The 23,907-nt window shown below is 48.0% G+C and carries 22 protein-coding genes and 1 pseudogene; 6 read left to right on the forward strand and 17 right to left on the reverse strand.

Annotation, left to right across the window (positions count from 1 at the left end; all coding sequences use genetic code 11):
* Positions 1-2,535 carry a CBS domain-containing protein gene (locus ACFSUB_RS06310; protein ID WP_380712335.1) on the forward strand — a complete coding sequence of 845 codons (2,535 nt, stop codon included), beginning with the start codon at positions 1-3 and terminating at the stop codon, positions 2,533-2,535.
* A 108-nt stretch (positions 2,536-2,643) separates the two neighbouring features.
* Positions 2,644-3,738 carry an LCP family protein gene (locus ACFSUB_RS06315; protein WP_380712336.1) on the forward strand — a complete coding sequence of 365 codons (1,095 nt, stop codon included), beginning with the start codon at positions 2,644-2,646 and terminating at the stop codon, positions 3,736-3,738.
* A gap of 68 nt (positions 3,739-3,806) precedes the next feature.
* Here ACFSUB_RS06315 and fabF read toward each other — a convergent pair whose 3' ends face one another.
* The 15 genes and pseudogenes from fabF to ctaG form a co-directional block, all read right to left on the reverse strand.
* The gene (fabF, locus tag ACFSUB_RS06320) at positions 3,807-5,051 is read right to left on the reverse strand and encodes a beta-ketoacyl-ACP synthase II (RefSeq protein ID WP_380712337.1); all 1,245 of its coding nucleotides are present in this window, start codon (positions 5,049-5,051) and stop codon (positions 3,807-3,809) included.
* Positions 5,052-5,101: 50 nt separating this feature from the next.
* Positions 5,102-6,037 (reverse strand): beta-ketoacyl-ACP synthase III, encoded by a 936-nt coding sequence (locus ACFSUB_RS06325; RefSeq protein WP_380712338.1) that lies wholly within the window; start codon positions 6,035-6,037, stop codon positions 5,102-5,104.
* Between the two features lie 273 nt (positions 6,038-6,310).
* Positions 6,311-7,294 (reverse strand): BMP family ABC transporter substrate-binding protein, encoded by a 984-nt coding sequence (locus tag ACFSUB_RS06330; RefSeq protein ID WP_380712339.1) that lies wholly within the window; start codon positions 7,292-7,294, stop codon positions 6,311-6,313.
* A gap of 69 nt (positions 7,295-7,363) precedes the next feature.
* On the reverse strand, positions 7,364-7,525 hold the full coding sequence (locus ACFSUB_RS06335; RefSeq protein WP_380712340.1) for a hypothetical protein: 162 nt from the start codon (positions 7,523-7,525) through the stop codon (positions 7,364-7,366).
* 97 nt (positions 7,526-7,622) lie between these two features.
* A complete protein-coding gene (gene argF / locus ACFSUB_RS06340; RefSeq protein WP_380712341.1) occupies positions 7,623-8,579 on the reverse strand; it encodes an ornithine carbamoyltransferase in 957 nt (318 codons plus the stop codon).
* Between the two features lie 3 nt (positions 8,580-8,582).
* Positions 8,583-11,750 carry a carbamoyl phosphate synthase large subunit gene (locus ACFSUB_RS06345; protein ID WP_380712342.1) on the reverse strand — a complete coding sequence of 1,056 codons (3,168 nt, stop codon included), beginning with the start codon at positions 11,748-11,750 and terminating at the stop codon, positions 8,583-8,585.
* Positions 11,743-12,825, reverse strand: a complete 1,083-nt coding sequence (locus tag ACFSUB_RS06350) for a carbamoyl phosphate synthase small subunit (RefSeq protein ID WP_380712343.1) — start codon at positions 12,823-12,825, stop codon at positions 11,743-11,745. The genes ACFSUB_RS06345 and ACFSUB_RS06350 overlap by 8 nt, the downstream gene beginning before the upstream one ends.
* Positions 12,826-12,858: 33 nt before the next feature.
* A complete protein-coding gene (locus tag ACFSUB_RS06355) occupies positions 12,859-14,037 on the reverse strand; it encodes an acetylornithine transaminase (protein ID WP_380712344.1) in 1,179 nt (392 codons plus the stop codon).
* On the reverse strand, positions 14,034-14,852 hold the full coding sequence (gene argB / locus ACFSUB_RS06360) for an acetylglutamate kinase (RefSeq protein WP_380712346.1): 819 nt from the start codon (positions 14,850-14,852) through the stop codon (positions 14,034-14,036). The genes ACFSUB_RS06355 and argB overlap by 4 nt, the downstream gene beginning before the upstream one ends.
* 20 nt (positions 14,853-14,872) lie before the next feature.
* Complete coding sequence (gene argJ / locus ACFSUB_RS06365; RefSeq protein ID WP_380712347.1) at positions 14,873-16,105, reverse strand: bifunctional glutamate N-acetyltransferase/amino-acid acetyltransferase ArgJ; 1,233 nt, start codon at positions 16,103-16,105, stop codon at positions 14,873-14,875.
* Positions 16,106-16,144: 39 nt separating this feature from the next.
* Complete coding sequence (argC, locus tag ACFSUB_RS06370) at positions 16,145-17,176, reverse strand: N-acetyl-gamma-glutamyl-phosphate reductase (RefSeq protein ID WP_380712348.1); 1,032 nt, start codon at positions 17,174-17,176, stop codon at positions 16,145-16,147.
* Positions 17,177-17,521: 345 nt separating this feature from the next.
* Positions 17,522-17,827 (reverse strand): annotated as a pseudogene (locus ACFSUB_RS06375) (redoxin domain-containing protein); the annotation flags it as partial.
* A gap of 15 nt (positions 17,828-17,842) precedes the next feature.
* On the reverse strand, positions 17,843-18,028 hold the full coding sequence (locus tag ACFSUB_RS06380; protein WP_380712349.1) for a hypothetical protein: 186 nt from the start codon (positions 18,026-18,028) through the stop codon (positions 17,843-17,845).
* Between the two features lie 29 nt (positions 18,029-18,057).
* Entirely contained in the window at positions 18,058-18,678 is a 621-nt protein-coding gene (locus tag ACFSUB_RS06385; RefSeq protein ID WP_380712350.1) for an SCO family protein, read from the reverse strand.
* A gap of 25 nt (positions 18,679-18,703) precedes the next feature.
* Positions 18,704-19,633, reverse strand: a complete 930-nt coding sequence (gene ctaG / locus ACFSUB_RS06390) for a cytochrome c oxidase assembly factor CtaG (RefSeq protein WP_380712351.1) — start codon at positions 19,631-19,633, stop codon at positions 18,704-18,706.
* A 215-nt stretch (positions 19,634-19,848) separates the two neighbouring features.
* On the opposite strand from ctaG, the gene ACFSUB_RS06395 reads away from it, so the two are divergent.
* Positions 19,849-20,685: a Cof-type HAD-IIB family hydrolase gene (locus ACFSUB_RS06395; protein ID WP_380712352.1), complete on the forward strand. Its 837-nt coding sequence runs from the start codon at positions 19,849-19,851 to the stop codon at positions 20,683-20,685.
* 26 nt (positions 20,686-20,711) lie between these two features.
* Positions 20,712-21,164, forward strand: coding sequence for a GNAT family N-acetyltransferase (locus ACFSUB_RS06400; RefSeq protein ID WP_380712353.1), 453 nt, complete (start codon positions 20,712-20,714; stop codon positions 21,162-21,164).
* 12 nt (positions 21,165-21,176) lie between these two features.
* Here ACFSUB_RS06400 and ACFSUB_RS06405 read toward each other — a convergent pair whose 3' ends face one another.
* Positions 21,177-21,734 carry a helix-turn-helix domain-containing protein gene (locus tag ACFSUB_RS06405; RefSeq protein WP_380712354.1) on the reverse strand — a complete coding sequence of 186 codons (558 nt, stop codon included), beginning with the start codon at positions 21,732-21,734 and terminating at the stop codon, positions 21,177-21,179.
* Positions 21,735-21,860: 126 nt separating this feature from the next.
* Here ACFSUB_RS06405 and ACFSUB_RS06410 point away from each other — a divergent pair, with 126 nt between their 5' ends.
* Positions 21,861-22,574: an AzlC family ABC transporter permease gene (locus ACFSUB_RS06410; protein ID WP_380713196.1), complete on the forward strand. Its 714-nt coding sequence runs from the start codon at positions 21,861-21,863 to the stop codon at positions 22,572-22,574.
* On the forward strand, positions 22,575-22,895 hold the full coding sequence (locus ACFSUB_RS06415; RefSeq protein ID WP_380712355.1) for an AzlD domain-containing protein: 321 nt from the start codon (positions 22,575-22,577) through the stop codon (positions 22,893-22,895).
* Here ACFSUB_RS06415 and ACFSUB_RS06420 read toward each other — a convergent pair.
* On the reverse strand, positions 22,892-23,737 hold the full coding sequence (locus tag ACFSUB_RS06420) for a YitT family protein (protein ID WP_380712356.1): 846 nt from the start codon (positions 23,735-23,737) through the stop codon (positions 22,892-22,894). The two genes, ACFSUB_RS06415 and ACFSUB_RS06420, sit on opposite strands and share 4 nt — an antisense overlap.
* Between the last annotated feature and the right edge of the window lie 170 nt (positions 23,738-23,907).

Genomic DNA, 23,907 nt, shown 5'->3' on the forward strand with positions numbered 1-23,907 from the left:
ATGGAAGTGATTCTTTCCCATGAACATATGGACTTTGACGCCCTGGCTTCTATGGCGGCGGCATCCGCTCTATACCCCGATGCTGTCATGGTGCTTTCCGGCAGACAGTCCGAACAGGTGAAACAGTATCTTGCCATATACCGCGATCATTTTCCTTTTATCCCTGAAGAAGATGCTCCGTGGGATCACATCAATCATATTATTGTAACGGATACACCGTCCCTCGAACGTACTCCCGCCGCCTTTCTAAAAGACCGGGATATTCCGGTTACCGTTTTTGACCATCACGCTCTTTCAGAAGAAGAAAAACGCAGGTACACCACCTATTACCTCGATAACACAGGAGCGTGTATTACCATTCTGCTCGAAGAATGGATGAAGCAGGAATGGGTGCCGTCTGAGTCCGAGGTGACGTTATTTGCACTCGGTCTGTACACCGATACAGGTTCCTTTTCCTACCCCGGGACCACACTGCGCGATTTAAAAGCAGGAGTGTTTCTGATGGAGCACGGCTTGGACCTTGAGCTTGTACAGCAGTTTTCTGAGGACACGCTGTCTTCCCGTCAGCAGGAAGTCTTCCGCGGGTATCTTGCTTCTTGTGAACATATCGGCGGACAAGGGCTTGATGTGATCACTTCCATGATGGAAACAAAACATTACGCTGGAAGTCTGAATGTCATAACATCACGACTCATGGAAACGACAGGAGCTGATGCTGTAGTCACCGTTACCGCCATGAAAAACAAAGTGTTCATCATCGGCCGTTCTGCCTCCACACGACTCAGCCTACTGCCGGTCATGCAGCATTTCGGCGGCGGAGGTCATGAGCGCGCTGCCTCGGCTTCTGTGAAAGATGGAAATCCAACTGATATCCTTCAAATGGTGAAGCACCTCCTTGGGCAGTCCATTTCTTCCCCGGTTACCGCTGAAGCGATTATGTCCGCTCCTGTAAAGACCATCACGGAAGATGTCCGGGTCGATGAGGCCAAAAAGCGTCTCATTTACTACGGCCATAATGGGTTCCCCGTTGTGGATACAAATGACGAACTGATCGGCATCATCTCCCGCCGTGACATCGATAAAGCTGTTCAGCATCATCTTGGACATGCACCTATTAAAGGTTATATGAGCACCGACTGCGTCACTGTCTCCAAAACGGCATCCTTTGAGGAAATACAGAATATATTCATCCGGCATAACATTGGACGTGTTCCTGTCATGGATAATGGAATGATCGTCGGCATCGTCTCCCGGACCGACGTTATTGAACAACTGCAGCAGTCTACCGATGAACCGCATGAAAGGGTCAATGTAAAAACGCAGATGGAAACCCTTCTTTCACCCGATGTGGTTCAGCTGTTGAAAATGATCGGTGAGACAGCAGCGGCAGAGAAGATGAATGCCTTCATTATCGGAGGAATGGTACGAGACATTCTGCTTGGGCAGAAAGGCGAAGATATCGATATCGTGGTGGAAGGCGATGGAATATCGCTCGCTGAAAAGACAGCCCACCGGTTTGAAGGAACCGCTGACGTTCATGAAACGTTTGGCACGGCTACTGTAACCCTTCCATCCGGACGGCGTGTCGATTTCACAACGTCACGGACCGAATATTATGAAACACCTGCGGCCCTTCCAACCGTATCACGTTCCAACATTAAAGAAGATCTATACCGTCGTGATTTCACGATGAACGCTATGGCCGCCTCTCTCCACCCCTCTCATTTCGGGGATTTGATTGATTATTTTCACGGCAGAGAGGATATGAAAAAGAAAACACTACGTGTGCTCCATAACCTGAGTTTTGTTGAGGATCCGACCAGAATACTGCGGGGCATTCGTTTTGAACAACGTTTTCAGTTCCATATGAGCAAAGAAACAACGGCATTTATTCATTACTCGGCATCAGCCGTTTCTTCATTGTCCCGCACCAGAATCATCGCTGAGTTCCAGTCATTATTGAAGGAAGCAGATCCTGTTCAAAGTCTGGCGCGTCTGGATGAACTGGGTGTTCTCCATGCCTTTTTTCCTGGGGCCGTCTGGACCCGTCAAACAAAGGACGTGCTGAAGGGTTATCTGGATTCCCCGGAACAACCAAAAGATCTGCCGGAGTGGTTCTGCATCTTGTTCTGTCTTTATTTAACGAACCCGGACACGGTCAAAGCAGCAGAGGCAGCTGCTTTCACCAAGAAACAGAAAAGCGTTGTTCAGAGTACCTCCTTTCTGCTTTCCCTGCTGAATGAGAAAGAATGGAACAGCCTGGGACGTTTTCATTCCTGCGTGTCCCGCGTTTCGGACGAGGCCCTGTTCTTTGCAGCCATTGCTGCAGACAAAAAGCAGGCCGGATTTCTTTTGCAGTACAGAGAAAAACGAAGTAAACTCAAACCGCTCCTTAACGGTCATGATTTAAAAGCAGCGGGGCTTGCACCGGGGCCGGATTTCCGCGACTACTTATTTTCACTCGAGCAGAAAATGCTGGATGAAGAGATTACAACACGGGACGAAGCATTGCATTATATTCGACAACATGAGTGATTTTTTTACATCGTTCATCAAATGGCTTTTTATTTTTTCAATTTTTCATTCAAAAGTTACCTTTTTTTCTGTTATAATCATGGTTGAATGTCTGAGGGGGTTAATATAGTGGCAAGAGAGAAAAAACGATACCGCAGATCATCATCAGCAAAAAAGAAGTTTTACTTCTTAACATTTCTTATTGCGGTGCTGGCTGTCACTGCCACATTCACCACGCTTTCCAAAGACGGCCGGCCTTTCGCGACAGATGAACAGGATAACAATACGTCATCAGAACAGATAGATAATAACTCCAGCGAAAACAGCGGAGAATCACCGCCGGACTCTTCGAAAGAAAACAGCGGTGACCGTTCAAACAGTGATGTGGACAATGCACCCGATGAAAACCTTACTTTTCTTCTGGTCGGCGTAGACGATGAAGAGGAGTCAGGTTCCCAGCGTACCGACACGATTATGCTTGCGAATTATAATCCTGCAAACAACAATGTCCACCTTGCTTCTATTCTACGGGATTCTTATGTAGATATTCCCGGTTACGAAAATAATAAAATCAACGCTTCGTTTTCCTACGGCGGTGTGGAGCTCTTGAGTGACACGATAGAGGAAAATTTCGATATTGCGGTTGATCATTATGCCACGGTCAATTTTGACGGTTTCGTCGAAGTTGTTGATACGGTGGCTCCTGACGGCATAGAAGTGGACATACAGGAACGGATGTATTATAACGACCATTCCGGTAATGTCAATATTGATTTTCAGCCGGGAACACAGAAGCTGGACGGGGAAGAAGCGCTGGAATACGTGCGTTACCGCGGTGGAGAGAATAATGACTTCGGCAGAGTGGAACGCCAGCAGAAGATGCTGAGTCTTCTGAAAGAGGAAGTGCTTTCCTTCAGCAGTGTGACAAAAATTCCGCAGCTGATCGGAGCTGTCCGGCCGAACATTGATACGGATGTCTCAACGGGGAAGATGCTCGGCCTTGGAAAGGACGTCCTGCTGAGCGAGATCAACGATATCAATACGATGCGGGTTCCGCTTGAAGATACGTATCAAAATGCACGATACACCCATGCAGGACTTGTGCTGGAAATGGACAAACAGGCCAACAAGGAAAAGCTCCAGCAGTTTTTGAACCAGTCTTCTTCCTCTGAAGACGTACAAACGGCTTCAGAGGAGAACGAGGAAGAAGAAAGCAGCTATTAAGAAAATTAAAAAACGAAAAAGAGACCCAGCCGGCTTTTATGAGCCAGGTGGGTCTCTTTTTCGTTCATCTATTCTTCATATTTCTGAAAGATGAGGGTGGCGTTGTGGCCGCCGAAGCCGAGTGAGTTACTCAGCGCCGCTTTGACTTCCCGTTCCTTCTTTTCATTCGGAACATAATGAAGGTCACACGCCGGGTCTTCTTCTTTATAATTGATCGTAGGAGGAACGATTCCTTCCTCGATAGCTTTTAACGTGAAGATGGCTTCAATTGCCCCGGCAGCGCCAAGCAGGTGTCCTGTCATGGATTTGGTGGAGCTGACATCCATCTGGTACGCATGGTCACCGAATACCGTTTTCAGAGCGGTTGTTTCATATTCATCGTTGTAGGCGGTACTGGTCCCATGTGCATTGACGTATTCGATATCTTCGGGCTGCAGATCCGCATCATCCAATGCTTTTTGCATCGAGCGGACAGCGCCTTCTCCTTCGGGAGCGGGAGCTGTCAGATGATAGGCATCCCCGGTGGCCCCGTAGCCCTTGATTTCTGCATAAATGTGCGCGCCGCGGCTTTTGGCAGACTCCAGGGATTCAAGAATCAACACCCCTGCTCCTTCTCCCATCACAAAGCCGTCGCGGTTTTTATCGAACGGACGCGAAGCAGAATCCGGATCATCATTGGTTGTGATGGCCTTTGCCGTACTGAAACCGGCAACCGCCATATTCGTAATAGGTGCTTCCGCTCCGCCGGTAATCATCACGTTTGCGTCTCCCCGCTGGATGACTTTAAAGGCATCGCCAATGGAGTTGGTACCGGACGCACAGGCCGTTACCGTACAGGAATTAATTCCTTTCGCACCGGTCATAATCGACACGTGTCCGGAAGCCATATCCGGAATCATCATCGGTACAAAAAATGGACTGACCCGTTTGTATCCTTTTTCTTTAAATTTGTTAAACTGCTCTTCGTACGTTTCCATACCTCCAATGCCGGAGCCGATCCATACTCCAACTTGTTCGGCATTATCGTCGGTTATTGTGTAATCCGCGTCCTTCAGAGCCATTTTTGCAGAAGCAACGGCAAACTGGGTGAAGCGGTCCATTTTTCTGGCATCTTTTCCATCAAAGAAATCCGAAGCCTCAAAATCCTGAACTTCTGCTGCTACTTTCATCGGAAACTCTTCTTTATTAAGCCGCGTAAGTTCCCCGATACCATTCATTCCGTTGGTTATATTTTTCCAGGATGAGGCGGCATCAAGACCGACTGGATTCACAGTCCCCATTCCGGTAATCACTACACGGTTATTTTCACTCATGTCTTTCCTCTCCTTTGTTCTGCGTTGTTTGCTCTGATTTGATTAGTGGATCAGCGTCCCCAGCGCATCGCTGTAGCTCCCCAGACAAGTCCGGATCCAAAACCTACCATAACAACAAGATCTCCATCCTTTATTTTACCATTTTTCAATTCCTCCACGAGGGCAATTGGTATGGAAGAAGAAGAAGTATTTCCGTAGTACTGGACGGTCGTTGCCATTTTTTCTTTTGGAAGTTCCAGTCTTTCTCTAGCCGCCTCCATAATGCGGATATTAGCTTGGTGCGGCACAAGAAAATCTACATCGTCTTTGGTAAGCCCGGCTTTTTCCAATACATTTATAGATGATTCACCCATCTGCCGGACGGCGAACTTAAACACTTCACGACCATTCATAATAATCTGCGGATCCTGCCGGATATGCATCGCACCACTTCCATCGGACCCTAATTCAAACGAGAAAAAGCCTCTGTTCTCCGATGTTGGTCCAACTACAGCAGCTCCGGCTCCATCACCGAAGAGTACAGCTGTATTGCGGTCATTCATGTCAGTAGCTTTAGATAGTTTTTCCGCTCCGACAATAAGAATGTGCTCATACATGCCTGTTTTGATAAATTGATCCGCTGTCGCCAGACCATAAATAAATCCCGCACAGGCCGCCCCGATATCCATAGCTGCCGCTTTGTGCGCACCAAGACGCTCCTGCAGCAGGGAAGAAACCGATGGAAAAGGATAATCGGGCGTAACAGTGGCAACCAGAATAAGATCAAGCTCGGACGCATCCAGCCCTGCTTCCTGTAATGCCTCCATTGATGAATAGTATGCCATATCCGAGGTGTCAACGTCATCCTCAGCGAACACTCTTCTTTCAATACCCGTTCTCGTCCGGATCCATTCATCACTTGTATCCAGTGTTTTTTCCAGTTCTGTATTTGTCACGACCCGGCCTTCGGTAAATGATCCCATACCCCAGATTCCTGACTGTTTCATTTATCGTTCCTCCTCTTTGTTCAAAGACCACAGGTTGGTAAACCACCTATAGAGTTAACACTTCATCTTATGACCTGGTTTTAATTTTATATCATCCGATATGGAATGTCCACTACACTACTTCAGAAATGATAGGGGGTTTCTTCAGGTAAATGTAACATAATACGGACATATTTAAAGCATAAGATAGGCCTGCCGAAAACAGGCAGGCCGTGATCATTGATATATAACTGCATGTTTTTGATACCTTTTCCCGTACCGCTTGTCTCCCGTTTATCCGCCGGCACCAGGCAGTTCTCCCGTTTTCTTGTAATGGTCCATTTCTTTGTTGAGCTGTTGGCGGAGAGCTTCGGGAACTTCCGGACTGAAAGGGCCGAGAGATACGGCACCTTCTTCAAAACCATACGTTTCCACCCCGTTTTTGAGCTCCCCTTGTTGATGCTTTTCAGCTACCATCCGATACACGTTTTCCACATGCTGTATCGTACTTGTCAGTACAGCCGCTTCTCCAAGGTCCGATTGATCCCCTATATAACCGATTGCTTTTTGCCCCTGTTCTTTCGCCTTGTTTATCACATCAACGTGAAATCCATTTCCGGCAGGATATACAATATCAGCATGTTCTGCCGTAACCTTCTGCAGTTTCTGCAGGGCTTTTTCTTTATCATTCCAACTTCCCGTTGTCGTTGATATCACTTCAACCGACGAGTCACTGCTTTTTGCCCCCTCCTGAAATCCGTTGACTTCCGGCTGCCATGACCGGGCTGCAATAACAGCAATCGTACCAGTGTCGGTCATTTCTCCGGCCAGTCTGCCGGCAAAATACCCCATGGCATATCCTTTAAGCTGGACCGATGTAATGTTTTGCGCGCCTGTATCGCCATTGATACTGACAAAACGAATGTCTGGATACGATTCCTTGATTTTCATAAACCTGTCTCCGAATTTTTTTCCGTGGCCGAAAACAAGATCGACTCCTTCTTCCTGGAGTTGTTTCACTTCTTCTTTCAGCTTTGACACGTTTGAAATATTCTCATGGTAGCTTACTTCCATTTTAAGATCCGACTGAATCTGAAGCAGCCCCTGATAGCCTTTGCGGTTCCAGCTCTGCTCATCAATGGTATGTTCAAGCAGCAGGGCAACCCGATTTTCTTCAGATTCGCTTGATACAGGATTTTCACATCCAATAAGCAGGGCCGACCCTATCAGGGTAGAGCAAAACACCCATATTTTCCACGCGGTTCCTGCTCCATGCATACACCGCCACTCCCTTTCCTGTTTCATACAGACACCTCTGCTTAGACCATTATGCATGTCCAGCCGTGCCTATGACCATCTTTTCCGGTACCACCATTCTGAAAGGACCGCTGTGACGAGCGCTCCGATAACAGCCATTCCTTCTCCCGTATGTACTGCATAACGGAGGATACTGAACGTAAGTAAAAGAACCACACAAAAAATAAAGGCCCCTGTATACAATGATTTCATCTTTCCACCTGCTTTCACCGCCCCATATCGCCCACCTCCATTTCAAAAAGCTGCCTTAACAGCAGAGTTGCTGTCAAAGCAGCTTTCGTGTTCCTGATTACATAATGGAAGCAAGCAATGCCTTCTGAGCATGAAGACGATTTTCTGCTTCATCATACACAACCGAATGGATGCCGTCAATGATCCCGGCCGACACTTCCTCCCCGCGGTGTGCCGGCAGGCAGTGCATGAAAATGAAGGAAGAATCAGCGTCTGCACACAACGTTTCGTTGATCTGAAACCCGGAAAAATCTTTTTCCCGCGCTCCCTGCTCCTCTTCAAATCCCATGCTGGCCCAAACATCTGTATAGATGACATCCGCACCCTGCACCGCCTCCTGCGGGGAATGGGTGAGCGTCAGGGATGCCTGGTGATGCTCCGCTGTCTTTTCGATTTCTTTCCATATCTCTTCATCCGGTTCATACCCTTTTGGTACAGCAAGGGACGCTTCCATCCCTGCTTTTAAGCAGGCAATCAAAAAAGAATGGGCGACATTGTTGCCATCACCGACAAAAGCGGCTTTCAATCCTTTGAGTTTTCCTTTATGCTCCTTGATTGTAAGTAAATCAGCCAGAGCCTGGCAGGGGTGATACGAGTCCGTCAGTGCATTGATAACCGGGACATCTGCGTGCGCAGCCAGTTCCTCCACTGTTTCATGGGAGTTTGTCCGGATCATAATGCCGTCCACATAGCGGGAAAGCACGTTGGCAGTATCTTTCACCGGCTCACCGCGGCCAATCTGCATGTCCCTTGGACTTAAAAACAGAGCATGTCCTCCAAGCTGAGTCATCCCTGTTTCAAAAGAGACTCTTGTTCTCGTCGAAGCATTTTCAAAAATCATCCCGAGCGATTTCCCTTCGAGCAGAGGATACACAGGTCTTGATTTTTTGTCTTCCTTTAATGATTCCGCCAAATGAATCAGATCGTGCATTTCCTCCGCCGTGAAGTCCAGCAGCGTCAGAACGTCTCTGTTTTTAAGGTTATTTAATGGTTGTACCCGTTCTGCATTATTCATCTTTCAAACTCCTTCATCAGCCGTTGTATTTGTCTCCAGCCATTCTTCTATGGAACGGGGTTCTCCTGCTGTGCCGGTCATCGCCTGCACCATGACCGCCAGTGTATCCGAATTGGTGACAATCGTTTTCCGTTGCTTCAGGGCTTCCTGGCGCATCTCTTTTCCTGTTGAATAACCGGTTTTTGGAATGCTGAACAGGGCCACCGCATCTGGATGGTGAAGCCACTCCTCAAATGTCATATCGTGACGGGTCACGATGATATATCCTTTGTCCTCCAGCGTTTTCAGAGACGGAGCAGCGGCGGTGCTTACTGTTTCATCGATGTCGCAGAAAATCAGTCCCTTCTTCTTAAAAAGAACCGGCACCTGCGCTTCCGACCAGGCAAACGCCTTATTAAATGCTTCATCCTTATCCCGTGCGATACTGATCAGTTCCCCGGTGGATTTCATTTCCGCTTCCAGAAGCGGGTCAATACCAGGAAGCCTGTCGTTGGAAAAGACCGGTGCTTTCACGGTGTAATACGACGTCTCTGTATGCAGGCCGGTCCGTCCGTTACTCCATTCTTTCAGCGGCGTTCCAAGGAACATTTCCACTGCACCTTCCACCATGTGAATGCCCGTCACTTTTGAAAAAATCGGAACGGTACGGGATGCGCGCGGATTAATCTCTATAACATAGAGGGTTTCTCCATCATAGACAAACTGAATGTTAAAGATTCCCTTAAAATCCATACCTTCAGCAATTCTTTCGGTATACTCTACGAGTTTTTGTTTCACGTCCAGTGATATGGAAAAAGGCGGCGTGACAGCCATCGAGTCACCGGAGTGTACCCCCGCCCGTTCCACATGCTCAAAAATCCCCGGCATGAAAATGTCTGTTCCATCAGTGAGCACATCCACCTCGAGCTCTGTGCCCGGCAGGTAGGCGTCAATAAGTACAGGATACTCCACTTCTTTTCCACTGTCATTAAGGTATTCAAGCAGCTCTGCTTCCGTTGTACGAACCGCCATGCCCTGTCCTCCAATGACGTAAGACGGGCGGACCAGGACCGGATATCCAATATGGGAAGCTTTTTCCATGACATCTTCCTGATTATAGGCCGTTTTTCCCGGAATGTGAGGTACCCCCACCTCATTCATAAACTCGTAAAAACGACCGCGGTCTTCAAGTTGGTCGATGGTATCCGAAGATGTTCCGAGCACCTTCCATCCTGCCTTTTCCAGCTCTTCGGTGAGCGAAATACCAGTCTGTCCGCCGAGCTGAACAATAATTCCTTCCACCTGTTCCGTTTCAGCGACATGCATCACGTCTTCCGGGGTGAGTGGTTCAAAATACAAATGATCAGCCATCTCAAAGTCTGTACTTACGGTTTCAGGATTGTTATTGACAATGACCGCTTCGAAGCCTGCTTTTTGGACTTCCATTGCGCCGTGTACCGAGCAGTAATCAAATTCAATTCCCTGGCCGATCCGGATAGGGCCGGATCCGGCAATGAGCAGTTTCGGTTTGCCGGTCTCTTTTTTGTCGTCGCCTTCTGCATACCAGCTGGAGTAGTAGTAAGGAGTTTCCGCCGTGAATTCGGCTGCGCACGTATCCACCATATGGTAAGACGGCATAAGATTCCACTGCTTTCGTTTTTGGTAAACCGCAGCCGGCTCTACGTTCCACTGAAGAGCCATCCATCCATCGGTGAAACCTGCCTTTTTCCAGCTGTACAACTGTTCTTTTGTTACATTCTCCCAGGCTTTGCTGCGGATGTCATTTTCCAGTGACACGAGCTTCTCAAACGAACGCAGGAAGAACAGATCGATGCCGGTGAGACGGTGAAGTTCAAGAGTTGTTTCCCCTCTGCGGAGGAGCTCCAGCAGGATAAAAAAGCGTTGATCATCCTGACGGTTCAATTCCGCGTAGAGGGTATCTTTTTCTTTTCCGCTCAAGCCCGGAACTTCAAGTCCCGTCGTTTTAATCTCCAGCGAACGAACCGCTTTCTGCAGTGCAGCCTCCAGGTTTCGTTCTACCGCCATGACTTCGCCGGTGGCTTTCATCTGTGTACCGAGTTGTTTATCGGCATGAACGAATTTATCAAACGGCCACCGTGGAAACTTGACGACCACATAATCCAGTGCAGGTTCAAAACTGGCATACGTATGGCCGGTTACTGGATTCAGCAGTTCGTGCAGATGGTAGCCGACGCTGATCTTCGCTGCCATACGCGCAATGGGGTACCCGGTAGCTTTGGAAGCAAGAGCCGAAGAGCGGCTGACCCGCGGGTTCACTTCGATCAGGTAATAGGATTTGCTGTGTGGATCCAGAGCAAACTGAATATTACATCCGCCTACAATACCAAGGGCACGGATCACTTTCAGTGAAGAAGCCCGCAGCATCTGATACTCTACGTCCGTCAATGTCTGGGACGGAGCCGTTACGATGGAATCTCCTGTATGAACACCGACCGGATCAACATTTTCCATATTGCATACCGTGATGCAGGTGTCATTGGCATCGCGCATAACTTCATACTCCACTTCCTTGAACCCGGCGATGCTTTTTTCAACAAGACATTGATGAATCGGGCTGGCTTCAAGACCTCCTCCGATAATATAGCGGAGTTCCGCTTCATCATGGGCAATGCCGCCCCCGCCCCCTCCAAGTGTATAGGCAGGACGCACAATAATCGGATAACCTGCAGTGGCGGCAAACTGAAGTGCTTCTTCCTTTTTCTCCACAATATCACTTTCCGGAACAGGTTCACCCAGTTCATGCATAAGCCCGCGGAATGCTTCCCGGTCTTCCCCCTGTTTAATGGAGCTCACCGGGGTTCCAAGCAGTCTCACATTGTATTTTTCGAATATATCTTCATCTTCCAGGGAAAAGGCAAGGTTCAAGCCGGTCTGGCCGCCAAGCGTAGCAAGCAGACCATCAGGCTGTTCTTTCTGAATAATTTTTTCCACGGATTCAACGGTCAACGGTTCAAAATAAACTTTATCTGCACACGCTTCATCGGTCATTACCGTTGCTGGATTGTTATTTACCAGAATAACTTCGATTCCTTCTTCACGCAGCGCCAGGCAGGCCTGTGTGCCGGAATAATCAAATTCAGCTGCCTGACCGATAACAATCGGCCCGGATCCGATGACAAGTACTTTCTCTATCGTTGTATCTTTAGGCATACGTTTTTTCTCTCCCTTTGTTCTTTAGATGTTCAAGGAACTGGTCCAGTATTTCTTCGCTGTCGGCGGGACCCGGATGAGCCTCAGGATGGAACTGAACCGTCGTAATGTCATGTGATGTGTGAGACAGTCCTTCAATGGACTGATCATTAATGTTTTTGAAACGGACGGTGAACTCACCGGCAGGAAGAGAATCTTCCTTCACAACATAACTGTGGTTCTGTGATGTCATAAACACTCTGCCCGTTGCGGTATCCTGTACCGGCTGGTTCGCCCCGCGGTGCCCGAAACGGAGCTTTTCGGTATCTGCTCCATAAGCAAGGGCAAGCAGCTGGTGCCCCATACATATACCAAGACTTGGGTACAGCCGGGATAGTTCGCGGTAATGACCCAGAAGATGATGCAGCTGCTTTGGATTCCCCGGGCCGTTGGAAAACAACAGGCCGTCCGGATGAAGTGACGCGATTTCTCTTTTGTCTGTGTCATAAGGTATAACAGTCACTTTGCATCCTTTTTCTTTTAAGCGGTGCGCCATGGAATGTTTATATCCAAAATCCAGCAGTACAATGTGCTCTTCTCCGTCTCCGATCGTTTCAGGAGTCTGAATGGTTACGTCATCAATCAGCATTTTACTGCCTATTGGTTCGTAGCTGCCGGGATCTGCTTCAGCAGGAGATGTCGTAATAACAGCTCCCATATCCCCTTTCTCCCGGATGTTTTTCACGAGCGTCCTGGTGTCAACCCCGGTAACCAGTGGAATGCCGGCATGTTCTGCGGCTTCTTTTATTGTCTGGTCTGCTTCGTAATGAAAAGCATCCGGGGAGGCTTCGCTGATAACCAGACCGGCCGGCTGCGGATGATGACTTTCATAGTCTGATGGATTCCATCCATAATTTCCGATGAGGGGATAAGTAAAAACGACAATCTGACCATAAAAAGACGGGTCCGTCATCACTTCCTGATAACCGGTCATTCCGGTAAAAAAAACAATTTCTCCGTAAATGTCCTGCTGTTCTCCTGTTTCAATCGTACCTTCAAATAGTTCCTCATTTTCGAGCTTTATATATCCCTTCATTGATACAAATCCTCCTCGAATCCTGCTTATAATCTATGACTGTATGGAAGAAAGGGCTTCTTTAATATTCTGAACGCCCTTCAGAAGTGTTTCTTCTTTCATCGTGAGAGGGGGGAGCATGCGGATGACATTCGGCCCCGCTCCAATAACAAGCATCCCTTTATCCCGAAGTTCCTTAATAACGGGCGCAGAGGACTCTGTCAATTCGACTCCGGCCATCATTCCCATGCCTCGGACGTCTTGGACAACCGGCAGGGGACGGAGCTCCTGGTCCAGTTCGTTCAGGAATCGTTCTCCCTTAGCAGCTGCCGCTTCCATCTGTCTTTCTTCAAAGAGTGTCCGCAGCGTCGCTGTGACAGCCGCCATCGCCAGCGGGTTCCCGCCAAACGTCGTGCCGTGGCTGCCGGGACCGAAGGATTCTTTCAAAAACAGTTTTCCAATCATGGCACCTACCGGGAACCCATTTCCCAGTCCCTTGGCGCTTGTTATGATGTCCGGCTCGATTCCGTATTGTTCATGGGCAAAAAAAGTACCGGTACGGCCGATGCCGGTCTGAATTTCATCGCAGACGAGCAGAGCTCCGCTTCCCTCGACCTGCTCGACCACCGCTTTGACGAACGCTTTATCAGCGGGACGGACCCCGCCTTCTCCCTGGACCATTTCAATCATGACGGCAGCGGTGTCTTCATCAATGGCTTTCTCCAGTTCACTCACGTCATTAAAAGGAAGTCGGACAAACCCTTCCGGCATCGGGCCGAATCCTTCCTGAACTGCTGTCTGTCCGGTAGCAGCCATACTGCCGAACGTCCTGCCGTGAAAAGACTGGACAAAACTGATGATTTTTTTGCGGCCGGTATGTTTTCTTGCCAGCTTAATAGCAGCTTCATTGGCTTCTGCTCCACTGTTTGCAAAGAAAACAAGATCTCCGCACGAGTGTGATGTCAAAAGATGCGCCGCTTCCTGCTGCTGATTGTAGTGGAAAAAGTTAGACGCGTGCCAGCCCTCATGCAGCTGCTTTTCCACCGCCTGCACAACAGCGGGATGACTGTGCCCGAGATTGACGACTCCGATACCGGCCATGAAGTCCTGATAGGTATTTCCGTTTGTATCCGTGATTGTAGTGTCTTCTGCCTTCGCAAATGTGACATCCCACCGTTTGTAGGTTGGAAATAATTCTTCCTCTACCCCGACGGTATCTTCCTGATTCTTCATTGCTGCCCCTCCTGGTTATTCATCATTTCTATCTTGTGATCGGTTGAAGTATGTTCTTTAACAACGGTCGTCCCTTTCAGGGTTCCGTCTTCGTTTTTGTTTTTTCCATTTCCATTGGCGATGGTTACTTTATTAATGGATCCTTCGAGACACGCAGCTGCAGCCTTGACTTTCGGAATCATTCCACCGTAAATGATACCTTGATCGATGTATGTTTTGACAGATGATTCTGTAAGCGTTTCTTCCAGTCTGCCTTCGCGCAGTACGCCGTCTACATCCGTAACAAAAACCAGCTCCCCGGCTCCAAGTGCTGTTGCCACAGCAGCAGCAGCAGCGTCGGCATTAACATTCAGCCGTCCGTGACTTTCAGAGGAAGCGATGGGAGCGATAACAGGAATACAGCCACTTTCCATAAGCTCTTCCAGCCGTTTTGTATGGACAGTATCAACAGCTCCGACAAGTCCCAGATTCTCTATATCCACCGGGGAAGCCTGAAGCAGGTTATGTTCACTTCCTGTTAATCCAAGTGCAGGGGCACCGCTCTTTTCAAGAGCGTGCACCAGGCCGCGGCGGACATCGCCTGTCAGTGCTTTTTCCACCGCTTCCAGCACTTGAGGCGTCGTCTTGCGGAGACCATCCACAAATTCGGTGGGAACACGGTCCTTCTCCAGCCTGCGGTTTATAGCAGGGCCGCCGCCGTGAACGATGACAGGATGCAGTCCCTGCTTCTGCATAGCAGCTATGCTTTCAAAAAAATCCGCTCCCAGGTTCTCAAGAGCGGCCCCTCCGCACTTCAGGACAATAACATGCTCCATCCCACTTCCTCCTTTCTGCTTTACGTCCGGTAACCGGCGTTTATTCTGACGTACTCATAACTGAGATCACATCCCCAGGCTTTTCCGAATCCACTTCCTGAATGCAGATTCACATGAATGGTGATTTCTTCATTTTCAAGATAAGCTTTAGCTTCTTCTTCCGAAAAAGAAACAGGGCGGCTGTTCTTTAACGTCGTGATGGAACCGAGGGATATATCGATCGTTTCAGGATTCAGTTCCACTCCGCTGTACCCAAGAGCCACGATGATTCTTCCCCAGTTTGCATCCGTTCCATAAATGGCTGTCTTCACCAAATCACTTCCGACAATCTGTTTAGCAGCCTTTGCTGCTTCATGATCATTTAATGCACCGTCCACTTTCACCTCGACCAGTTTCGTAGCCCCTTCTCCGTCCCGGGCTATTTTTTGGGCAAGCTCTTCACAGGTAATCTGCAGGCTTTGGACGAACGTGCTCCATTCCGGGTGTTCCGGGGTCAGCGCTTTATTTTCCGCACATCCGCTTGCCATAACTACAACGTTGTCATTGGTCGATGTGTCTCCGTCCACCGTAATACAGTTAAATGTCTTGTTCGTGACTTCTGATAATGCCTGCTGGAGATACTCCGGCTCGATCACAGCATCTGTTGTAACAAAACCGAGCATGGTAGCCATATTGGGATGAATCATTCCGGATCCTTTGGCCGCGCCGCCAAATGTTACCTGTGTATCATCAATCGTCGTTTGAAAACAGGCATGCTTTTTCACCGTATCAGTCGTCATAATGGCTTCATTGAACTGGTCCGCATCTTTAAAGGCCGGCATCGGCTGCAGGTCCTGAATGCCCGGTACGATTTTGTCCATCGCAAGTCGTTCGCCGATGACGCCGGTAGAGTTCACGGCCACTTGATGAACCGGAAGCTGAAATGTTTCTGCCGCTGTCCTGCGCATTGTATAAGCGTCCTGCAGCCCTTCCTCTCCAGTACAGGCGTTGGCATTTCCACTGTTAATAACAATGGCGCGGAGTTTCCCTTCTTCGGCTATACTTTCTCTTGTTACCTGCAGGGGAGCGGCCTGTATTTTATTTAACGTGTAGACAGCTGCACTCGAAGCCGGCACATCACACAGAATGGCCCCAAGATCATTTCGTTTCCGCTTTACCTGCGTATGAATGCCTGCTGCTTTAAAACCTTTCGGGGTAATAATGCTTCCACCGCTTATTTCTGTAATGTTATCGGTCTTGTATACCGTTCCCATGCTTCTCTCTCCCCTGTTATTCTATTAATGACTTGCTGCCTATGGATATATTGGAATATAGTCGAGTCCTTTGGTTTCCGGGAAGCCAAACATCAGATTCATATTCTGGACGGCCTGGCCGGAAGCACCCTTCATTAAATTGTCCGTGACAGAAACAATAGTGGCACGCCCGGTGCGTTCATCCACCGTAAAGCCTATATCACAGTAATTCGTCCCATACACTTCTTTTGTAAAGGGGAGGGCCCCGTCTTTTCGGATTCTTACGAATGGACTGTTTTGGTAGCACTGCTCAAACAGATTCTCCAGATCCTTCCCTTTCCACCCCGGTGGGAGGGGGGCGTACATCGTTGCCATAATGCCGCGTGTCATCGGCACAAGGTGGGGACTGAATGTAACAGGGGCTTCCTTCCCACTGAAACGCGAAAGTTCCTGTTCAATCTCAGGTGTATGCTTATGCTCATTGACCTTGTAAATTTTAAGATTGTCGTTCATTTCACTGAAGTGCGTGACAGCCGATGGGGAGCGTCCTGCTCCTGTCGTTCCCGATTTTGCATCTATAATCAGGTTACCTGCATCAGCCGCCTGTTCCTGAATGAGCGGCAGAATACCTGTGAGCACTGTGGTTGCGTAGCAGCCTGGATTGGAAAGCAGGCCCGCTGTACGAACTTCTTCTCTATGCCATTCGGTCAATCCATATACCGCTTCCTGAAGAAGAGCGTCCGGTGCACTTTCCCGTCCATACCAGCGGCAGTAGGTATCCGCATCCTTTAACCGGAGATCCCCGGAAAGATCAATAACTCTGACTGCGCCATTCAATGCTGCGCTTAGTTCCGCGGACACCCCGGGGGGCGTGGATAGAAATACGACATCGTGCTTCTTCAGATTTTGCGGTTCAATATCTTCCAGAGTGAGTTCTACAATCCCCGTGACATGAGGATAACTTTGCGCCATCTGTTTCCCTTCCTGAGAAGAGGAGAACACGGTCATGCTCTCTATATCAGGATGATTGTGAAGCAGACGTATTAATTCTATTCCTCCGTATCCGGTTGCTCCCACGATCGCTGCTTTCATAAACTTGCACCTCGTTTTATCTTTATACATCATCTTTTCTTATTATTATAAGTGTGAATATATATTAATGCAACTGTATTTTTATATTTTTCTATACCCATTTTTCAATGATTCGGTATGCGCCTTTTCAATGTTATTACCGCTTTTCACCGTAACAGCCTTTTTGCGCATGATTGTATGTATATACATAACGTAGTATAAAATGCACAACGCCGGAAAGGTCATGCTTTTTGAAATAAGAGCACACTTCGTTTGCAAACGTCCTGCCGCCCGCGCTGGGGCCGGGGCTGCATCATACTCCTTTGAAAGAAAAAGCTGGTCCCATGTACCGGGGCCAGCTTCTGTTTAATTTAACGCATTCTTTATTTTTTCAGCAGTGCTTTCGATATTTGTTCCCCATAAGTCGTTTTCCTGCGATGTGATGAGTTCCCCGTCTCCATTGAAAACCGAGTACCCTCTTACCGACATCCCTTCTCCAGCCATATCGGCTTTCTCTACAACATCAAGGGAAGCGTCGGACAACATGGTAAAGGTGAAACCCATCTGCTCTTTTAACTCTTTATGTGCTTCCGGGGAATCATTGCTGATGGTATAAATATCAGCTTCCATGTCTTCAAACAATTCCATATTCTCCTGCAGCTGCACGAGCTGCGAAACACAGTGGCTTCAATTGACACCTGTGAAATGAAAAAGTACGGAAGGGTTTTCTTTATCTGCGAGGTTGACAGATTCCCAGTTTTCATTATCAAGCGACATCTCCCCGCCGCCTTCTTCCTGTCCACAGGCAGCGGCAGCCAAAACTGCCAACACCGTCATCACAAGGAACCCGGTATATTTCTTCAGTGACCGCACATCCCCACCTCCTTTCTGTACAATCGTTACTAATCGACGGGAGTCAAACGTTTCAGGTCTTCCAGTACAGGCTCGGTGTCATTTTCAAGCCCGTCGTATTTTCTTATCACATTACCTTCGGGATCAATGAGAAAAAAAGCCGTCGCATGTATAATGTTCTGATTTCCGGTATCCTGCTTCAGTGAACTTAAAAAGGACGTTTTGGATAACTGTTTGATCTCTTCCACTGAATAGCCGGTAAGAAAATCCCAGTTGCTGAAATCGACTCCGTAGTTCTCGCCGTACTTCGTTAATGTCTGTGGATCGTCGCGTTTTGGATCAACCGTAAAAGACACTAATCTCACATCTTCCAGTCCTGCTTTTTCAATCTGACCCTGCAGGTTGAGCATATTCGGGGTCATCGTGTTGCAGACGGTCGGGCAGTTCGTGAAAATCATGTCAGCAATCACGTATTCTCCCTGGAGGTCCTTGTTCGTTACCGTTTCTCCGTCCTGATTTGTAAAAGAAAAGGAAGACAAGGATGGTTCTGCGTCCCTCAAGCTGGTTCCATTCTGAGCCCCTTGCGACTGGCCGATCTGATACAGCCAGCCACAGCCTCCGAGCGCTGCCAACAGCAGTCCTGCACCTGCCAAGAGCATGATACGTTTCATCGCTTCACCCTTCTTTCAAGCTTTCTCATTTTAAACGATCTGTATCAGCCGGGATGTCGCTGATGGTCCTTTCTCCCTCTTTGGGCTGTTCTTTGGCCAGCCATTGTTTGAATACATATCCAATGGCTGTGACATACACCAGCTCCTGCGAGATCTTCATGACCACGCCGGCAAGCTGCTGGTCGGAATGAGCCTCCAGAAACGACATCGCCCCCGGTCCATTATTCATCATCGACGTCGGCGGAGCAGTTCCAGGCGGGAGGCAGTATGCCATTACTTCCGACCATACCTCGGGATTGGTGTACGTTTCATAGAGAGGACTTCCCGCAAATATAATCATCGCACACGCCGGTGTGATCAAAATGCCGTTTGCAAAAATGTAGACAATCCGGCGCAGATCCGGGAGCTGGTGATCAGATGGAAGCGGTGACAGCATATGCCACCACATCAGCCACGCAGATGCAAATAATGCGCCCTGATAAACACTGTGAAGAACCGGTGCCTGCATCACTTCATCAAAAACAACCGGAATATGATAAAACGAAAACAAGGCGTTGAATGCAATCAATCCAATAATCGGGTGCAGGACAATGCGGTAGGTCCATTCCGCTTTTTTCCGCCACCAATCAATACCTGATTGCAGGAGCCATTTCGGAAGCGCCAGAATGAACAACGGCACCGCTGCAAAGTAAGCAAATACCATCTGTGTCATATGGAGGGTAATAATAGAATGACCTGCTACATACAATGGACTGCCCCAGCCGAGATACAAAGCAGCCAATCCGAGCAGAAAGTATATATTCCGGCGGACAAAAAACTCGTCCGTCCCTTTGAAATTATGCCTTTTTTTCAACATTATGCCGTAATAAATGAGAGCTGTAAGAGCCAGAACAACCATAAGTTCCGGGGTCCATAACGCACGAAAAGAATAGGTCGAAAAAAAATCCGCGATCACCGCCCACCTCCTTCTTCTTCAATTTAAGCAGAAACTTTCATTTCAACGCCAGCTGAAGTAAAATAGGACACGCACACTCTTTTCATCATATTAGCATATTTGAGCCGCATTATACTCATGATTCATGGTACATTTTTAAGTCATTTCTTACAATCTGATGAACGACACGTTTGCAGCAGCAGTGACTTCCTGACAGAAAGACGAGGGTAAGCGCCATGGAAAAACATTTAATTGTACTGGATTTAGACGGCACCCTGCTGAAAGAAGACAAGACCATCTCGACCAGAACGTACAAAACGCTCCAGGAAGCAAAAAAAATGGGACACCTCATTGCAATTGCTACCGGAAGACCTTACCGGGCCAGTAAAATGTATTACCAGCAGCTCGGCCTGGACACCCCTATCGTTAATTTCAACGGGGCGTACGTCCATCATCCGGGGGATGCTTCTTTTCACACGTACCATTCTCCGCTTGATCTAGTAACGGCAAAAACCATCATTGATACGTGCAAGGCATTTCAGGTAAATAATATGATGGCGGAAGTGGTGGACGATGTATTCCTTCACGACTATGATGAAACGTTTCTTGATATGTTCGCGCTCCACACGGATCCCGCAGCGTGCGGTGACCTGAAGACACTGCTTAAAAGCGGTCCTACTTCCCTTCTGGTCTATCCAAAGCTGGAGCATGCCGAAAAGCTCCGGAACCTCATCTCCGGAGAACACGCGCAAGGAATTGAACAACGGTCCTGGGGAGCACCGCATCACATGATTGAAATTATCAGCACCGGCAACAATAAGGCAGCGGGCCTTGAGAAAGTAGCTCGTTACTGCGGTGTAACACTGAAAGATGTGATTGCTTTCGGCGACGAGGATAACGACATTGAAATGCTGTCTGAAGCAGGAAGCGGTGTTGCTATGGGAAATGCTTCACCTGAAGCAAAACAGGCAGCGGCAGAAGTGACATACAGCAATGAAGACGAAGGAATTGCTGTTTATCTGGAGGAACGGCTCCAATTAACCGACAAGAAAAAATTTGAAAAGCAGAAATAATACTGGCAAGGGAGGAGACCTGACCAATGAATATTTACGAAATACCTAAAAATGCACCGGAAAGTCTGCGTAAAGAAGTGGCGGATCTGTTGATGGAGCAGATGGCTTCCATCGGCAGGGATAACGCCGGCGAATTATTAAAAGAATCCATCCATCTCACCCTTCAGGAACACTCAGGCGCTCACATTTTTGTTGCTGAATCCGATGGGGCTGTGGTTGGAGCGGCCTTTTTCAACCTCGGCATCTCCCTTGAGAAAGGCGGTTATTATATCTGGTTGAATGATTTATTCGTACATAAGGAACACCGCAACCAGGGTATTGCCAAAAATCTTCTCCTGAAAATTATATACTGGGCCGAAAACCAGGGCATTAAGGGTATTGAACTGGAAACGGGCGTCAGTAACGCAGCAACCAAAGCGCTTTACAACTCTCTTGGTTTTTACGATGTTGTCTCCAAACGGTACGGGTTTCGTTTCTGACTGATCGACTGTTTACGAATAATAGATAATCATCATGAAACGTACCATTTCTTTCGTTTCGTTGATGTATCCATGGTCCACGTCCGCTTCAAAACGAAGGGCGTCTCCTTTTTGCAGTTGGAAGGTGTCGCTGCCAACGACGACTCCAAGCTCTCCTTTATTTAGGAAAATGTATTCTTCCACCCCTTCCTGGTGGGCATCGGAATAATAGTGACGGTTCGGGGACAGGTCGACATAGAACACTTCAAATGGTGTATGGCTGTCTTTTGAAAATACAGGCTTCACATCGAAGCCTCCCCGCTCCCCTTCCAGTGTTTCCAATTCATCAAAGCTGATTTTTGCAGCAGGCGGGCGTTCCACTTCTACAAATGTCGTAAAAGGGACCTGCAGGCCGTCGGCTATCTTCCAGAGAGTCCCCACGGTTGGATTGGAAACCCCGCGCTCCATCTGCCCGAGCATGGGCTTACTTACTCCTGTCCGCTCTGCTGTTTCATCAAGACTAAGCCCTTTTCTGTTTCTAATCTCCCGGAGTTTCTTTCCAATATGAGCATTGAGCTGGTCTTTTTTCATTTGCACCACCTTGACGTATTGTATGTTATAACATACAATAATTATACTATAACACAATTCCGGTGTCACCCTGTGAAACAGAAGTTTCACAAGATAGAAAGGAGGCCTCTGTTGAAAGAGTTATCTATGACCGGATCATTCCACCCATTTGTATACGGCTTGAAAGACGGATCTTCCATTGCGCTTGGTTATGTTCCAGCAGCCATAACGTTTGGATTTATTGCCCAGACTGTTCCATTAACAGCCCTTGAAACGCTGCTGATGAGCATGCTCGTGTTTGCCGGAGCTGCCCAGTACATGGCTCTCAGCCTGCTTGCAGCAGGGACTGGAGCGTTTGAAATCATTTTCACGACCTTCATCGTCAATATCCGGCATTTACTTATGAGCGCTTCTTTAAATGAAAAGGTGCTCCCGGACCACCCGTTAAAAAAAGCCGGATACGCGTTTGGTATTACAGATGAAGTCTTTGCTGTCACTTCCATGAAAGAAGGAACAATCAGCTCCGCTTACATTTACGGTGTTTTTTTGATTTCCTACATAAGCTGGGCCGGCTTTTCAGCGGCGGGACACAGTATCGGCGATCTGCTTCCTTCTATGTTACAACAGAGCCTTACATTTGCACTGTACGCTCTGTTTATCGCATTACTTACCCCTTCCTTAAAAAAACACCGGAAAGTGATTTTTCTAGCCTGCCTGGCAGCGGTAATGAACAGTCTCTTTTCATTATGGATCGCCGAAGGCTGGGCTCTGATTCTTTCCGTTATTTTGTCCGCAGTGCTTATAGAATGGGCTGCGCCTCAGGACATGGAAACTCAGCAGGATGTAAAGGAGGAGTCTTGAATGTCCCGGGAAATCATCATCATCATTGCCGGCATGGCTTTGGTAACCTACATTCCAAGAATGCTTCCGTTTATCTTCTTTCGTACGGAAAAAATCCCTCCGAAAATAGAAGGGATTCTAAAAAATGTGCCTTATGCTGCGCTTGGAGCTCTTATTTTCCCTGGAGCGGTATTCATTCACGATAATCCATTGTTTGGAATCACCGGTATTGCTGCAGCCTTTCTGATTTCGCTTGCCGGAGGCGGGTTGATTGTAGTCGTCCTTGGATCCATCGCTGTACTTACCATTCTCACCCCCCTATTTCAGGGAGTTCTGTTTTAATTATCTCTACGGAACATGCCAAAGATTTCGGTCGTCGTAACAATATTGGTGAAAGCACTTGGATCCACTTCTTCAATGACCTCCCGCAGCGCAAAGAGCTCGTACCTTGTAATAACAATCATCAATACTTCTTTTTCACTGTAATCATACCCGCCTTTAGCAGGTATTCTTGTAATCCCGCGGGTAATATGCTGATGAATCGCTTCGCGCAGAGCATCCGGCTGTTTTGTCACAATCATGGCCGTGACCTTCACGTGACGCGTGTGGATGGTGTCAATCACACGGGAACTGACATACACAGCCAGAAGGGTGTACAGCGCACTTTCCCAGTTAAATAGCAGGCCGGCCGCGAGCACAATAATGCCGTTCAACATAAAGAAATAGGTTCCGACCGGCCGGTCACTGAATCGTGCGAGTACGAGCGCAACAATATCCAGCCCACCGGCAGATGCGCCCCATTTCAATGGTAAAGCCGCTCCCATAGCCGTGATAACACCACCAAATACAGCGTTCAGCAAAATATCTTCCGATGGCGCCTCCACTGGTACGATTTCAAGAAAAAACGTCGTCAGTGCAACATGCAGGAAACTGTAGAAGGTGAACAATTTCCCTACTTTATACCAACCGAGGAGAGCAATGGGGATGTTGACAAGCAGCAAAAACACACCGGTGGAAAGTGGAAAAAGGGCCGCAAGCAGCTGTGCAATCCCTGTCGCACCGTTTGAAAAGACATCAGCGGGTATCAAAAACGTGTTCAATCCAACGGCCATCACCAAGGTGGAAATAACAATGATTAGAACTTTCTGTAATTCTTTGAGTATTGTTGAATTTCTTGTAATCATGGAAGAGCCCACCACCTTATAGCTTGTTGCTGAATAGGTTGAACCGCCCGGCCTGTCAAAAACAGTTTCATCTAAAGACAGCACACTTCACCGGCAGAATATTACTGTCGTTGTTTATCGCGGATTTTTCAGGCAAAACCTCACGCCGTTTATGTATGCCTGTATCATGA

Source organism: Salibacterium lacus, from assembly GCF_042684865.1.
In the GTDB taxonomy this organism is placed as follows: Bacteria; Bacillota; Bacilli; order Bacillales; family Marinococcaceae; genus Salibacterium; species Salibacterium lacus.

Bases quoted from the DNA above. Each gene is read 5' to 3' on its own strand.
- ACFSUB_RS06310 (WP_380712335.1), top strand. From the start codon at position 1: ATGGAAGTGATTCTTTCCCATGAACATATGGACTTTGACGCCCTGGCT.
- fabF (WP_380712337.1), bottom strand. From the start codon at position 5,051: ATGAGTGAAAATAACCGTGTAGTGATTACCGGAATGGGGACTGTGAAT.
- ACFSUB_RS06325 (WP_380712338.1), bottom strand. From the start codon at position 6,037: ATGAAACAGTCAGGAATCTGGGGTATGGGATCATTTACCGAAGGCCGG.
- ACFSUB_RS06330 (WP_380712339.1), bottom strand. From the start codon at position 7,294: ATGCATGGAGCAGGAACCGCGTGGAAAATATGGGTGTTTTGCTCTACC.
- ACFSUB_RS06335 (WP_380712340.1), bottom strand. From the start codon at position 7,525: ATGAAATCATTGTATACAGGGGCCTTTATTTTTTGTGTGGTTCTTTTA.
- argF (WP_380712341.1), bottom strand. From the start codon at position 8,579: ATGAATAATGCAGAACGGGTACAACCATTAAATAACCTTAAAAACAGA.
- ACFSUB_RS06345 (WP_380712342.1), bottom strand. From the start codon at position 11,750: ATGCCTAAAGATACAACGATAGAGAAAGTACTTGTCATCGGATCCGGG.
- ACFSUB_RS06350 (WP_380712343.1), bottom strand. From the start codon at position 12,825: ATGAAGGGATATATAAAGCTCGAAAATGAGGAACTATTTGAAGGTACG.
- ACFSUB_RS06355 (WP_380712344.1), bottom strand. From the start codon at position 14,037: ATGAAGAATCAGGAAGATACCGTCGGGGTAGAGGAAGAATTATTTCCA.
- argB (WP_380712346.1), bottom strand. From the start codon at position 14,852: ATGGAGCATGTTATTGTCCTGAAGTGCGGAGGGGCCGCTCTTGAGAAC.
- argJ (WP_380712347.1), bottom strand. From the start codon at position 16,105: ATGGGAACGGTATACAAGACCGATAACATTACAGAAATAAGCGGTGGA.
- argC (WP_380712348.1), bottom strand. From the start codon at position 17,176: ATGAAAGCAGCGATCGTGGGAGCAACCGGATACGGAGGAATAGAATTA.
- ACFSUB_RS06385 (WP_380712350.1), bottom strand. From the start codon at position 18,678: ATGAAACGTATCATGCTCTTGGCAGGTGCAGGACTGCTGTTGGCAGCG.
- ACFSUB_RS06395 (WP_380712352.1), top strand. From the start codon at position 19,849: ATGGAAAAACATTTAATTGTACTGGATTTAGACGGCACCCTGCTGAAA.
- ACFSUB_RS06400 (WP_380712353.1), top strand. From the start codon at position 20,712: ATGAATATTTACGAAATACCTAAAAATGCACCGGAAAGTCTGCGTAAA.
- ACFSUB_RS06405 (WP_380712354.1), bottom strand. From the start codon at position 21,734: ATGAAAAAAGACCAGCTCAATGCTCATATTGGAAAGAAACTCCGGGAG.
- ACFSUB_RS06410 (WP_380713196.1), top strand. From the start codon at position 21,861: ATGACCGGATCATTCCACCCATTTGTATACGGCTTGAAAGACGGATCT.
- ACFSUB_RS06415 (WP_380712355.1), top strand. From the start codon at position 22,575: ATGTCCCGGGAAATCATCATCATCATTGCCGGCATGGCTTTGGTAACC.
- ACFSUB_RS06420 (WP_380712356.1), bottom strand. From the start codon at position 23,737: ATGATTACAAGAAATTCAACAATACTCAAAGAATTACAGAAAGTTCTA.